The following is a 13,587-nucleotide window of genomic DNA, read 5'->3' on the forward strand; positions in this document are numbered from 1 at the left end:
GTATCAACCCCATTAAAAAAATCAATGAAAAAGGATTTTACAAACGTAAAACCAGCAAAAACCACGAATATTTTTTACAAAAAACAATACTAAATGATTAATTTAAATTAAGTCATTTGTATCAACATAATATATTTAACAATAAAGTGTTATTGACTAGATCTTAAGCTAGATTGCTTGCTGAGTAAGCGATTGAGCAATACTCCAAATTGCGTTGAGTGCCGGATCATGGCGCTCTTTATTTAAAACAGCTAGACCAATTTCAAATCCTGCAATAGTCTGCTCTGCATCACTCACTATTTGTACTTTATCTTTGAGCGGGCTGTTATCCAGTACAATTTTTGGCACCATGGCAATACCTAAGCCTAAGCTCACCATAGAAACCATAGCTTCATGACCTGCAACCTGCGCATATATACGGCCATGAATATTCTTTTTACGCCACCACTGCTCAAGACGTTGCCTTGATAACCCCTGCTCAGCAACAATAAATTCTAAATCTGACCAATCAATTTGTTCACTGGCAGAAAGCTTTTCACTGATCGGGCATGCTATTTTTGGTGCTATCAGTACTAATGGTGAGTAACCAACGCTGGTAAAGGCTATTTGCCCAGGTAACTTTAAGGGTTTTGCAGCAATAGCCATATCTTCATGGCCATCTAAAACACGGTTTATGGCAAGAGCAGGATCACCGGTATTGAGGGTAATTTCAATATATGGATGTTGCATTCGCAGTTGCTCGAGTATTTGGTGTAAAAAGCTATATGAGGCGGTTACTGAGCAATAAATACTGACATTGCCATAAACATGCTGTTGCGGCTCTTGTACGTTAGCCTTAAAACGGTGCCAGTTAGCCAGCGTCGCATTGGCGTACTCAATAAATGACTCACCCTCGCGAGTTAATTTGACGGTGCGATTATCCCGATTAAACAGCACTACCCCAACTTCTTCTTCAAGTTGCTTGATGTTGCGGCTCAATGTTGGCGCACTGATATGACAAAGCTCACTGGCCCTAGCAAAGTGCAGCGTCTTAGCTAACGCCAAAAAGTAATTAAGATGTTTGTGATCCATATCGCCACCATTTCATTTTATGAAATACTTTAATTCAAATATATCATTTTACGCAAGGTAAAAAATTGCATAGTGTTAATACATACAAAGAACACCACGTCGGTTCTTTGATTTTCTAACAAAATTGTATTTATAGGACACTAACAATGGCGAATTATTTTAATACTCTTCCTTTAAGAGAGCAGTTAGCGCAATTAGCGCAGTGTGAATTTATGGACCCAGCAGAGTTTGCTGATGGTGTAGACGCTTTAAAAGGGAAAAAACTCGTTATTGTCGGTTGTGGCGCACAAGGCCTTAACCAAGGTTTAAATTTACGTGATTCAGGTTTAGATGTTTCTTATACTCTTCGTGAGTCAGCTATTGCTGAGCGTCGTCAATCTTTCTTAAACGCATCTGAAAATGGTTTTACTGTAGGCACTTATGAAGAGCTTATCCCAACAGCAGATGTAGTATTAAACCTAACGCCTGATAAACAACATACGGCTGTTGTAACTGCCATCATGCCGTTAATGAAACAAGGTGCAACACTTGCTTATTCACACGGCTTCAACATTGTTGAAGAAGGCATGCAAATCCGTGAAGACTTAACAGTAATCATGGTTGCACCTAAGTGCCCTGGTTCAGAAGTACGTGAAGAATACAAACGTGGCTTTGGTGTACCAACATTAATTGCGGTTCATCCAGAAAACGACCCTCAAGGACATGGTTTAGCGCAAGCTAAAGCGTATGCAGCAGGTACCGGCGGTCATCGTGCGGGTGTATTAAAATCATCATTCATTGCAGAAGTTAAATCTGACTTAATGGGTGAGCAAACGATTCTATGTGGCATGTTACAAACAGGCTCACTACTTTGCTTCGATAAAATGGTCGAAAAAGGCATTGATGCAAGTTACGCATCAAAACTAATCCAATACGGTTGGGAAGTGATCACTGAAGCACTTAAGTATGGTGGCGTAACTAACATGCTTGACCGCTTATCAAACCCAGCAAAAGTGAAAGCATTTGAATTAAGTGAAGATCTTAAAACAATTATGCGTCCACTTTATAACAAGCATATGGACGATATCATCAGCGGCGAATTCTCTCGCGGTATGATGGCTGACTGGGCTGAAGATGACGCAAAATTACTAGCATGGCGCGCAGAAACTGCCGAAACTGCATTCGAAAAGCAACAAAATACCGACCAAGAGATCAGCGAGCAAGCATTCTTCGATCAAGGTATTTTAATGGTTGCCATGGTTAAAGCAGGTGTTGAGCTTGCTTTCGAAACCATGACTGCCGCAGGTATCATCGCTGAATCTGCTTACTATGAATCACTACACGAAACGCCGCTTATCGCAAACACCATTGCTCGTAAGAAGCTTTTCGAAATGAACCGAACTATTTCAGATACTGCAGAGTATGGCTGTTACTTATACAACCACGCGTGTTTACCGCTGCTACAAGACTTTATGAAAGGCATCGATACAGATGTGATTGGTAAAGGTCTTGATAGTGCAAGCAACCAAGTTGATAACCAAACCTTGATTGCCGTGAATAAAGCACTACGCGAGCACCCGGTTGAAATCATTGGTAGCAAGCTACGTGGTTACATGTCAGCAATGAAGAAAATTGTTTAACCCTGGAAAGTAAGTTTCGCTTGTTAGAAACCAAGCCCAATTGCTTATATGCTTTGGGCTTTTTTTTTGTCCCTACATTGATTCGTCATCTGTAAAGTGTATGCTAAAATTACTGACTTAAATGTTGTAAACTAAGACACTTTCATGGCGTTAAATCAACTCACCATTACTAAAAAAATTACACTGCTTGGCAGTTCTATAGCTCTCATTGTTGCTGCGTTAATCGGCGCAACAGCGATATACAGTGCAAAACAAATCATCGAAAAACGAATGATAGAATCTGAGCTACCTAGCAAACTTCAAGCAATTGATAACTATATTACTCACGATATAAATCAAATGATCAGTGCAGCTGAGCAACTCTCTAGTAACGAGTTTGTATTAGAGTGGGCGCGTTCAGGCAATACTGATGATAAAACACTGCTAAAAGAACTTAACCGCCTTGTTAAGCAATACGATTTAGCAACCGCCTCGTGGGCTAATCGTGAAACTGCACAATATTGGAACCAAGACGGTTTCTTGCGCGTTTTAACACAAGAACAAGATGGTTGGTTTTTTGCGTTTACAAACACCGCACAGCCTTTTTCTATCAGTATCTATCAAGAATCACCGACTGATGTGAAAATGTTTGTAAACCACCAGCAAACCAACGGCATTGGTTTAGCAGGCCTTGCTAAAAGCATTGACGATATGCAGGCTATGCTGCAGCGCTTCCAAATCGAAGAAACCGGTTTTGTATTTGTTGCCGATAAAAACGGCCTCATACAGTTACATAAAGACGAAAATAAGGTCGCTAAAGCTAAATTGGATGACGTTTATAAAACGGGAATCACGCGTACTCTGCTTACGCAAAGCGACTTCAATTTACAAGAGATTGAGCTTAATGGTGAAGCAACCTTAGTGGCAGCAAGCCCTATTAAAAATACCGATTTATTTGTCATAGCCCAAGTGCCTAAGCATGAAGTGTTTTCGAGTATTCAGGTTTTACAATGGCAAATCATCAGCTTTGCAATAGTGATTGCGCTGATCGCGAGTTTTGCTGGTTTAGTGCTTGCACGCACGCTTTCATCGCCGCTGTCGAAAATGGCTGAGTTATTCACCCGTTTAGGCTCTGGTGATGCTAACTTAGCATATAGACTTCCTGACTCTGAGCAGCCAGAACTTGCTAACTTATCTGCTGGCTTTAACCAATTTATCTCTAAGATTGAAACTGCAATTAGCCAAGTAGCTCAAGAGAGTAGTGAAATCAGACAAAGCGCTGATCATGTGTTTCAGCAAGCACAAAAGAACTCAGTAGCACTTGATAATCAAAAAGAGCAAACAATCTCTGTTGCTGCGGCAATTAATGAAATGGGTGCGACAGTGCAAGAAATTGCCTCAAGCGCAGCGAACACGGCTAAGCTCACTGAGAATAGTAAGCAGAACACTGAACAAAGCCATACTCAGGTAACGCAAAGTAAAGAAGCGATAATAGAGCTGGCATGTGATATCGATAATATCACCGAGCAAGTAAACGAGCTGGCAAATAAAACGCAAGCTATCGCCAGTATTGTTGACTCTATCAGGGGTATTTCTGAACAAACCAACTTGTTAGCACTCAACGCAGCGATTGAATCTGCTCGTGCGGGTGAGCACGGCCGAGGCTTTGCTGTTGTAGCTGATGAAGTAAGAGCGCTTGCAAATCGCACTTCACAATCAACAACTGAAATTCAAACTATGATCAGTGAACTTACCAGTACCTCTGATTTAGTGGTTAATCACATCAATCACTCGAAATCGCAAGCTCAATTAAGCGTTGATGCAATGCAGAGCTCTGTTGAATTACTTAATGCCATTAACGATGCTGCCAATGAAATAAACGATATGGCAACCTTAATAGCAACTGCGACCGAAGAGCAAAGTAATGTTGTGGCAGATGTGGGTCGTAACATTGAGCAAATAAGTGACATTAGTGATAACGTCATGCGTGAACAAATTGACAGTGAACAAGCAATCAAAGACTTAGCGAACAGTGCGCAAACCCTTGATGACCTTGTTGCGACATTTGATAAACGCTGACACGTTTTGTAACAGTTAACCCTGACCCTTTTTCATTCACGGCCTATACTTAAATGGTATTAGGCCATGAATTAAGAGGGTCAGATGAAATTACCTAGCATTGTTTTAGCCTCAAGCTTTTGCTTATTAACAGCGTGTAGTAGTACAGAAAATAACACCGCTCCCCCACCATTTGCTTTGACGCAAAGTAATACGTTTACTCAAACCCCAGTTGAAACTCAACAAGAGATTTTTGCATTAAGCGAACATGTTAAAGAGCAACTTGATAGTGCTTTTCCAAAAGACAGCCGTTCATTGCAAAGCACTAAACGTTTGCTGAAGTTCCTACTGCAAAATGGCGATGCATCTTTATCTTATCAATCTGGTGCTACCTTAACCGCTAATCAAGCCTACTCAAATTTAAACGCCAACTGTTTATCGTTATCGATTTTAGCCTATAGCCTTGCTGACTACCTTGGCCTTACAGGACAATTTCAAAAAGTGCATATCCCAGAATATTGGGCACTTGATAATGGCTTTAATTTACTCACAGGCCATATCAACTTAAAAGTAAGTGAAGCTCAAAAACTTGTGGTAAATAGAAAAGTCATTTACCCAGAAGAGCGCTCTTTAGTGATAGACTTTGACCCTAACAGCCGCCAAGAAGCGTTTAAAACCAGCAACATCAATAAAGCCCGCATCACAGCAATGTTTTATAACAATAAAGGCGCAGCTGCGATGCTAAAACATGATTATGATACTGCTTTTAGCTACTACAAAGCAGCAGTTGATATTGATAGCAACTACTCAGGTGCATGGGGCAACCTTGGCGTGTTATTCAGATTAACGAGTGACTATCAAAGTGCTGAAACAGCCTACCAATACGCGATTCGTTTAGATCCAGACAACAATACCGCATTAGGCAATTTAGCAAGACTCTATAACCTGACCGATCGTAAAGAGCAAGGTCAAGCTATATTAGCCAAGCTTGATAAAAAGCGCCAAGCAAACCCTTATTACCATATTTCTTTAGGAAATGACGCCTATACAACCGCCCGTTATCAAGATGCTATAAAGCACTACAAAAAAGCCCGTGACTTAAATCCAACCCTGCATGATACTGATTTTGGTTTAGCGAGAACCTACTATCAATTGGGTGACTTAAAGCTGGCTAAAAAGTATTTAACTATGGCTAACAATAAAGCAGACTTTGATCATGATAAACAGCGTTATGAGAGTAAATTACAAGCGCTTCGCTCGCATACTGCAAAGCTTATTGATTACCGCTAGTGCTGTACTGATAAGCATTGGGCAAGCATTTGCCAATACAGACTTAGAACACGACATCATAACGCTAACATCGGCTCAATTTGCAGGACGAAAAACGAATACCGAGGGCGCGAAATTAGCCGCCGACTTCATAGTAGAGCGCTTTGTAGCACTTGGCTATTCGGTTAATGAACAAGGTTTTACTTATCAATCAGGATTCTTTGGCAAGGCTACAGGACGGAACATTATTGCGTCCCAAAATAGCCGCTGTGAAAACTGTAAAAAAGTTATTTTTACTGCCCACTATGATCACCTAGGGCAAAAAGGCAGTCGGCTTTATCCTGGTGCTAATGACAATGCCAGCGGCGTTGCCGCTTTACTTTATTTAGCTAAACACTTTGCACAAAGCCCCCAGCCCTATCAATTAGTTTTTGTTGCAACCGATGCAGAAGAAAATGGCCTACATGGTAGCGAGTACTTGGTATCGACACTTAATAAAGACGAAATCAAACTTAATATTAATTTAGATATGCTCGTTGTAAACCCACGAAAACCGCGTATCTATGCGTTTTTAGATAAGAAATCATTAGCGCAATATCAAACTGACATTAAAACCCTATCTGATGAGCATCTAACCTTTATGGCAACTAGCTCGTCAGCGAGGCTGAATCGATTATTTGATCTCAAAGTTGATTGGCGCAGAGCAAGTGACCATTATTCATTCGCTAAAGCCGGGATCCCATACATTTATTTTGGCATCGGACACGATAAACATCATCATCAAAGCACCGACACGGCGGCGCACATCGACTTTACATTGTTCGAATATGCCATGGCGAAAATAGCCCTATTTATTGAAAAGCTTCCAAGTTAGTTATTTGGGTAGTTCAGAGGTTAAAACAAACTGCCTTTTTTGTGCTTTGCTGAGCTTTTTTACGCTTATTTCAAGTTTAGTTGCTTCACTACGATTACCTACCTGCTGTTGATAGATAAGTGTTAAAGGCCCTTTGCCTTTGAGGTTTTTAGCCCCTTTTCCCGCTTGATGCTGAATAAAGCGCTTTTCAACGTTAGTGCTGATCCCAGTGTACCAATGACCTAAACGTGTCTGCACTATATACAAATGCCACAGAGCCTCTGAGTTTTCGTTGTTTTTTATAAGCTGCTGTAAACTTTCTGGGTTTGCTGTGGTCAAATCTGTGCCTCGTGATTGTTAATCGCATTTCAGTAAAAACAATTACTGAAAAGGGTTTTACCTTCTGTGACTAATCGGTATCATGCAGTGTATAAAAAATAAGGATTCAAACAAATAATGCAGTCGTTTAAAACTTTTTCTTTTTGGTTAGTACTTACCCTTACTTTAAGTGCTACAGCAGGGTGTTCAAGCTGGGTTTACCGAATCAACATTCCTCAAGGTAACTTCCTAGAGCAATCAGATGTAGATAAGCTTCGTGTAAATATGACTCGCGAGCAAGTACTGTATGTACTAGGCAAGCCAGTAGCTGAAGACTCATTTGATAAAAATACCTGGCACTACCTGTACGTATTCAACCTTGGTCGTAGCAACGAGCAACGAAAGTCACTCACTATTAACTTTGAAAACGATAAGCTTGTTTCGTTGTCGGGAGACTATGAACAACCTAGCGAATTTAATACGCCGCTTGAACAAGAGTAATAGCAGCGCAAATTATTAAGGGTAGCCTAAGCTACCCTTTTTTATGCTTTATTTAAAGGGCGACCGCCCGTCACTTTGTTGGCTCGGCCCTCTTCTTTGGCTTTTTCAGCCCGGCGTCTGCGTGCATCCTTTGGATCAGCAATAAGCGGTCGATAGATTTCTATGCGATCGCCATCTTTTACTTCTTGATGCAGTTTACAAGTACGATTCCAAATCCCAAGCGTTAGGTTATTTGCGTCTATTTCTGGGCACTTATCAATAATACCTGACTTAATCACCGCTTGCTCAGCTGTAGTACTTACTGGTACTTCTACCAGCAAACTGGTTGCCGTTGTTGGTAAAGCAAAAACCACTTCAACAGTGATCATGGGCGAACTCCATATACAGTTTTAGCACGTTGTGTAAATGCATTAACCATGTTCTTAGCGACTTCGTTAAATACTTTTCCGAAAGCCATCTCAATAAGTTTACTAGCAAATTCAAACTCAAGGTGAAGCTGAACTTTACATGCTTTATCGTCCAGCGGTAAAAAATGCCATTTACCTTGCAGCTTTTTAAATGGGCCATCGACTAAGCGTAGTGCAACAGTTTGCTCATCTATGAAGGTATTTTCGGTAGTGAACCACTTTTTTAAACCCGCTTTTGAGATCTCTAAACTGGCCGTCATGCCACTGGCTTGTTGTGTGACGATTTTAGCATCTGAGCAATGTGGTAAAAACTCTGGATAAGCATCAACATCATTCACTAAATCAAACATTTCTTTGCTGCTGTACATTACCAGCGCACTTTTTTCTATTTGCGGCATATTCACTCCCAACTTTGTCGGCGAATTTTAGCAAGCTTTGGCTATTTCCCCAAATTTTAGTAACACGAAAATATCTGCAAAGCCTTAAAAAAGCGATGTAAAAACGCTGTTTTTCCGTATAATATGAGCCACTATGGCTAAGAAAAAATCATCTAAATCGACAAGTAATACCATCGCGCTTAACAAAAAAGCGCGTCATGAGTATTTTTTACACGATAAGTTCGAAGCAGGGGTTGAACTACAGGGCTGGGAAGTAAAAAGTATCCGAGCTGGTAAAGTAAACATCTCTGAGACTTATATTCACATTAAAAACGGCGAAGCATTTTTACTTGGCAGTCAAATTCAGCCTCTCAACAGTGCTTCTACTCACGTAATTTGCGATCCTTTAAGGTATCGTAAGTTACTTTTAAATAAGCGTGAAATCGATCGTCTTATCGGTGCTACAGAACGCGAAGGTTTTTCATTAATCGCGACTGCAATGTACTGGAAAAAATGCTGGGTGAAGTTGGAGTTCCACCTTGCTAAAGGTAAAAAGATGCACGACAAACGTGAAGACGGAAAAAATAAAGATTGGGCGCGTGAAAAAGAACGCCTGATGAAACATAAAGCTTAATTTATGAAATGAGCCTAACCTTTCTGGTAGGCTCGTACCCCTTACCAGTCCTGACTTTCCCTACTTAAGAACCTTAACCCCTTAATAAACCCATACTTTTTTGCTATTTCAATCTCCTGCATTTACATGATATCAATCTTTGTCGTGATTAATTCACAACACTTTCACAATTATACAAGGATTGAAATATATGAAGAACACCCATCGCTTTATACAACGACCTCTCTATGCATTTACAGTTGCAGCATTAGCAGGCACAAGTTTTATGTCAGCTGCTGCAGAGTCAGACGGAGCTGAAAAGGTCGAGCGTATTGAAGTTACAGGTTCTCGCATTAAGCGCTCAGATATTGAAGGGCCATCACCGGTTCAATCAATCAGTCGTGCAGACATCGATAACATGGGCTACGACAACCTACAACAACTATTAGAACGTATGCCAGTTGCAGGTAATGGTACTTTCTCTACTCGCGGTAATAACCAAGACTCTACAGCTAATGGTGCTGCAGCAGTCAGCCTTCGAGGCTTAGGCTCAGACGCAACATTGGTACTTATTAATGGCCGTCGTGTATCTATTAGCGCTTTTGCTGAAAGCATTACTAATTCGTTTGTTGATATCAACTCAATCCCTGTCTCTGCGATTGAGCGTATCGATATTTTAAAGGATGGCGCATCAGCTATTTATGGTTCTGATGCAGTTGCAGGTGTAGTTAATATTATCTTAAAAAAAGATATTAACGGCCTAGAGGTAAACCTTGGATATGGTGGCACTGACGGTCCTAACTACGAAGAAAAAACAGCAAGCCTAGTTTGGGGTACCAGTACAGAGAAAAGCAGCGCATCAATTATTATTGATTATTTTAACAATACCGCGCTCTCTTCTGATGAAATGGGCCGCCTAGGCACAGCAAACCAAGAACCATACGGTGGTATGGATTTTCGCTCATCTCGTGGCTTCCCAGGCTACTTCTATGTAGATGGTGAAAAAACCATTGATCCGGCCTGTCCGGCAGAAAATGCAACTGCAAGTGGCAGCTGCTTATTTGACTACGGCCCATATGGTTACGTAACTCCAGCATCTGAGCGTGTCGGTGCTATCTCACAATTTGAATATAACTTCGACAATGGTATTTCAGCTTTCTTAGAGGTTGCAGTACAACATAATACGTCGCAAGCTGCAGGTGCACCAACGCCTCTTGATGAAGACGCAGGCCTTACCGTGCCAGCAAGCCATCCTAACAACCCGTTTGGCCAAGATATCGAAATTGGTCGCTACAGAACGGTAGATGCCGGCCCTCGCCAATGGGATATTGAATCAGATACGCTGCGTTTTGTTGCAGGCCTAAAAGGTGAGATCAGTGACTGGAGCTGGGAAGCAGCAGTTCAAAAAGGTCGCAGTAAATCAATGCAAACCGGTGACAGAAGCCAAGGTTGGGTGCGCACTGATTTCTTACAACAAGAAATCGATGCTGGTAACTATAACCCATTTGGTGGCACCTATAATGACCAAGCAGTGATTGACCGTATCACGACAAGCTTAGTGCGCCGTGGTGAGTCTCATATGACTTCATTTGATGCAAATATCAGTGGTGAAGCATTCAGCTTTGGCGATGATGTGGTGATGATGGCTGCTGGTATTGAATACCGTGAAGAAGATGTAAGCGATATTCCAGACGACCAATTCCAACGTGGTTTAATCTTTGGTACTGAATCTGTCTCAGCCGCTGCTGAACGCGACCAATACGCAGCTTACATTGAGTTTTCAATTCCGTTAGCAGACAACCTAGAGCTGCAATTAGCGGGTCGATACGATGACTACAGTGATTTTGGCTCAACAACAAACCCTAAAGTAGCTGTTCGCTGGGCACCAACTGATTCAATCACTGTGCGTGGCTCATGGGCTCAAGGTTTCCGCGCGCCTTCACTGGCACAAATTGGTTTAGGTCCATCTGAAGAGAGTCAGTTCTTTGTAGATACTTACCGTTGTCAGGCAACTGGACTTGACTGTAATGCGCTTGATTACAATATCCAATTTGCGGGTAACCCGAACCTTGAAGCTGAAGAATCAGAGTCATGGAATGTGGGTTTCATTTGGGCACCTACCGCTGAATTTGGTTTTGGAATCGATGTATGGAGCATTACACAAGATAATAAGATTGACGAGCAAGAGTTCGGCCCTATTTACGATAACAACTGTAATGACCAAAACAGCACTGTGTGTGTGCGTTTAGCACCACAAAATGGTCAGAGTTTAGGTGTAATCCAAAAAGTTTACAGCACCTTTGAAAACGTTTCATCACAAGAGGTATCTGGTGTCGATGTATCGGCTAACTACACGCATGCGATGAACGATTATGGCTTCTTAAAATTCAATTTAGAATGGGCTTACCAAAACGAATTTAAGAAAGATGGCCGCGATTACACTGGCGAGTACCGTTACCCTGAAAACCGTTGGATTTTCTCAACAAACTGGGAAATGGGTGACTTCAATACTAATGTAAACGTTAGTTACACTGGCGAGTTTGAAGATACGCCAGATATCGACTTTGACGGTAATCTAGACTTTGATAGCAACACATCACGTATGGTTGATTCACAAACGCTAGTTGATTTACAAACTGCGTATAACTTCTCAGAGAAAATCAAACTTTCTGTGGGTGTGAATAACGTGTTTGATGAAGATCCTCCGTTTGCAATCGGTGATGGTGATGGCGACTTATATGGCTATGTATCAAGCGTACATAACCCACGTGGTCGTTATTTCTATACTAAGCTAACAATGCGCTTTAACTAATCTCGTTGAGCTTAAAAACAAAAACCCGCCAATTGGCGGGTTTTTTAATTCTTTAACTAAGGCCTAGATTATAGGTCACCTTCGTTTTCAGAAAGGAATTTAGCAACACCTGCAGGGCTTGCGTCCATACCTTTTTTACCTTCAGTCCAACCAGCTGGACATACTTCACCGTGCTCGCTGTGGAACGCTAGCGCGTCAACCATGCGGATCATTTCGTCGATGTTACGGCCTAGTGGAAGGTCGTTAACTACTTGGTGACGTACGTTACCTTCTTCGTCGATTAGGAAAGAACCACGGAAAGCAACACCTGCTTCTGGGTGCTCAACGTCGTATGCTTGACAGATTTCGTGTTTAACGTCTGCAACTAGTGCATATTTAACTTGACCAATACCACCGTCAGCAACGGCAGTGTTACGCCATGCATTGTGTGAGAATTGTGAATCGATAGAAACACCGATTACTTCAACGCCACGCTTTTGGAACTCTTCAAAACGCTTGTCGAAAGCGATTAGCTCTGAAGGACAAACGAAAGTGAAGTCTAACGGGTAAAAGAAGATAACTGCTTTTTTACCTTTGATAGTTTCTTTTAGGTTGAAGTTTTCAACGATTTCACCGTTACCAAGAACAGCTGCTGCAGTAAAGTCTGGTGCCTGACGGCCAACTAATACACCCATTTTTATCTCCAAATATTTGAGTTTATTTCCAATTGCCTATGCAATACTCACTTAGATATGGTTACTAAAAATCAAAAACCAAGAGTAAGTATTGATAATTTGCAAGATAGTTTAATGAGGTTACAGACAAATGAACAATCGAAAAAAACGATATGCTTAATCGGAAAAATTGATTCGCTATAAACGTGGATTGAGATAACTCTATATTAGTGTGCAAATTGACCCATAGAACACAAAAAACCCAGCTTTTAGCTGGGTTCTTAAATGAATATCAATACAGACGCTTAGTCCATGATATCTTCTGGCATATCACCACGGATTTGCTGCCAGATTTCACCTGTTTGATGACCATATTTACGCATCATAGAAATCGCACCGTCATGCTCACGACGCTCAGCAAGCTCTGTTAGGTCTTTATAAAACTGACGCGCTAATTCACGAGTACGTGAATCAGAGAAGTAATGGCAGCCAATTTTTGAGTAGAAACCTTTAAAACCATTTAAGATAAGCACATAGATACGATTATTACCTGCTACTGCTAATTCATGGTGAACTTTATAATCGTAATCAGCAAATGCTTGAGCACTGTCTTCAAGTTCTTCACTTTGCGATAAAATTTCAATTACACGCTCTGGGGCAAGTTTAATAGCCGCACGGGTATAAATTGCGCTGATATTAGTGCGAGCAGAAAGTAATTGGTCTGTAAGCTCTGGCATTTTGTCTTCATCAAGACGTGCTAGCGTCTCTAAAATGTTAAGACCCGAGGTTTCCCAGAAGTTATTTACACGGGTAGGTTTACCGTGTTGAATCGTTAGCCAGCCATCACGGGCTAGACGCTGAAGTACTTCACGTAAGGTTGTACGTGTTACACCAATCAGCTCTGACAATTCACGTTCAGCAGGAAGAATTGAGCCAGGCGGAAAGTCACCATTCCAAATAGATTCAACAATGTATTCTTCAGCAAAACCTGCTGGGCTTTTCGCTTTAAAAATTCTCATCCAATTTCCACTTGAGTTAGCAACTACTTTTACCGCAT

At 41.3% G+C, this 13,587-nt stretch carries 13 protein-coding genes; 7 read left to right on the top strand and 6 right to left on the bottom strand.

Annotated features, from left to right (window positions below; genetic code table 11):
* Positions 1-168 precede the first annotated feature (168 nt).
* Entirely contained in the window at positions 169-1,071 is a 903-nt protein-coding gene (gene ilvY / locus L1D51_RS07250; RefSeq protein ID WP_239963318.1) for an HTH-type transcriptional activator IlvY, read from the bottom strand.
* Positions 1,072-1,217: 146 nt separating this feature from the next.
* On the opposite strand from ilvY, the gene ilvC reads away from it, so the two are divergent.
* The 4 genes from ilvC to L1D51_RS07270 all read left to right on the top strand — a co-directional run bounded on the left by ilvC (position 1,218) and on the right by L1D51_RS07270 (position 6,870).
* The gene (gene ilvC, locus L1D51_RS07255) at positions 1,218-2,690 is read left to right on the top strand and encodes a ketol-acid reductoisomerase (protein WP_239963319.1); all 1,473 of its coding nucleotides are present in this window, start codon (positions 1,218-1,220) and stop codon (positions 2,688-2,690) included.
* 144 nt (positions 2,691-2,834) lie between these two features.
* A complete protein-coding gene (locus L1D51_RS07260) occupies positions 2,835-4,748 on the top strand; it encodes a methyl-accepting chemotaxis protein (RefSeq protein WP_239963320.1) in 1,914 nt (637 codons plus the stop codon).
* Positions 4,749-4,832: 84 nt separating this feature from the next.
* Positions 4,833-6,017 carry a tetratricopeptide repeat protein gene (locus L1D51_RS07265; protein ID WP_239963321.1) on the top strand — a complete coding sequence of 395 codons (1,185 nt, stop codon included), beginning with the start codon at positions 4,833-4,835 and terminating at the stop codon, positions 6,015-6,017.
* Entirely contained in the window at positions 5,959-6,870 is a 912-nt protein-coding gene (locus L1D51_RS07270; protein WP_239963322.1) for a M20/M25/M40 family metallo-hydrolase, read from the top strand. Before L1D51_RS07265 ends, L1D51_RS07270 begins: the two co-directional genes overlap by 59 nt.
* On the opposite strand, the gene L1D51_RS07275 is transcribed toward L1D51_RS07270, so the two are convergent.
* The gene (locus tag L1D51_RS07275; protein WP_239963323.1) at positions 6,871-7,188 is read right to left on the bottom strand and encodes a GIY-YIG nuclease family protein; all 318 of its coding nucleotides are present in this window, start codon (positions 7,186-7,188) and stop codon (positions 6,871-6,873) included.
* Between the two features lie 117 nt (positions 7,189-7,305).
* Between L1D51_RS07275 and L1D51_RS07280 the strand changes: the two genes are divergently transcribed.
* Positions 7,306-7,668 (top strand): outer membrane protein assembly factor BamE, encoded by a 363-nt coding sequence (locus tag L1D51_RS07280; RefSeq protein ID WP_054551724.1) that lies wholly within the window; start codon positions 7,306-7,308, stop codon positions 7,666-7,668.
* 41 nt (positions 7,669-7,709) lie between these two features.
* Here L1D51_RS07280 and L1D51_RS07285 read toward each other — a convergent pair whose 3' ends face one another.
* Both L1D51_RS07285 and L1D51_RS07290 read right to left on the bottom strand, forming a co-directional pair.
* Complete coding sequence (locus tag L1D51_RS07285) at positions 7,710-8,036, bottom strand: RnfH family protein (RefSeq protein ID WP_239963324.1); 327 nt, start codon at positions 8,034-8,036, stop codon at positions 7,710-7,712.
* On the bottom strand, positions 8,033-8,473 hold the full coding sequence (locus tag L1D51_RS07290; protein WP_054561884.1) for a type II toxin-antitoxin system RatA family toxin: 441 nt from the start codon (positions 8,471-8,473) through the stop codon (positions 8,033-8,035). The genes L1D51_RS07285 and L1D51_RS07290 overlap by 4 nt, the downstream gene beginning before the upstream one ends.
* A 133-nt stretch (positions 8,474-8,606) precedes the next feature.
* Here L1D51_RS07290 and smpB point away from each other — a divergent pair, with 133 nt between their 5' ends.
* Together smpB and L1D51_RS07300 are read left to right on the top strand one after the other, a co-directional pair.
* Positions 8,607-9,086, top strand: coding sequence for an SsrA-binding protein SmpB (gene smpB, locus L1D51_RS07295; protein WP_054551727.1), 480 nt, complete (start codon positions 8,607-8,609; stop codon positions 9,084-9,086).
* 265 nt (positions 9,087-9,351) lie between these two features.
* Positions 9,352-11,877, top strand: coding sequence for a TonB-dependent receptor (locus tag L1D51_RS07300; RefSeq protein WP_235575475.1), 2,526 nt, complete (start codon positions 9,352-9,354; stop codon positions 11,875-11,877).
* A 68-nt stretch (positions 11,878-11,945) separates the two neighbouring features.
* Here the strand turns inward: L1D51_RS07300 and L1D51_RS07305 are convergent, their stop codons facing one another.
* Positions 11,946-12,551 carry a peroxiredoxin C gene (locus tag L1D51_RS07305; RefSeq protein WP_054561886.1) on the bottom strand — a complete coding sequence of 202 codons (606 nt, stop codon included), beginning with the start codon at positions 12,549-12,551 and terminating at the stop codon, positions 11,946-11,948.
* A gap of 284 nt (positions 12,552-12,835) precedes the next feature.
* Positions 12,836-13,549 (bottom strand): fatty acid metabolism transcriptional regulator FadR, encoded by a 714-nt coding sequence (gene fadR, locus L1D51_RS07310; protein WP_054561887.1) that lies wholly within the window; start codon positions 13,547-13,549, stop codon positions 12,836-12,838.
* Positions 13,550-13,587 lie beyond the last annotated feature (38 nt).

The organism is Pseudoalteromonas shioyasakiensis, assembly GCF_022398475.1.
Taxonomy (GTDB): Bacteria; Pseudomonadota; Gammaproteobacteria; order Enterobacterales; family Alteromonadaceae; genus Pseudoalteromonas.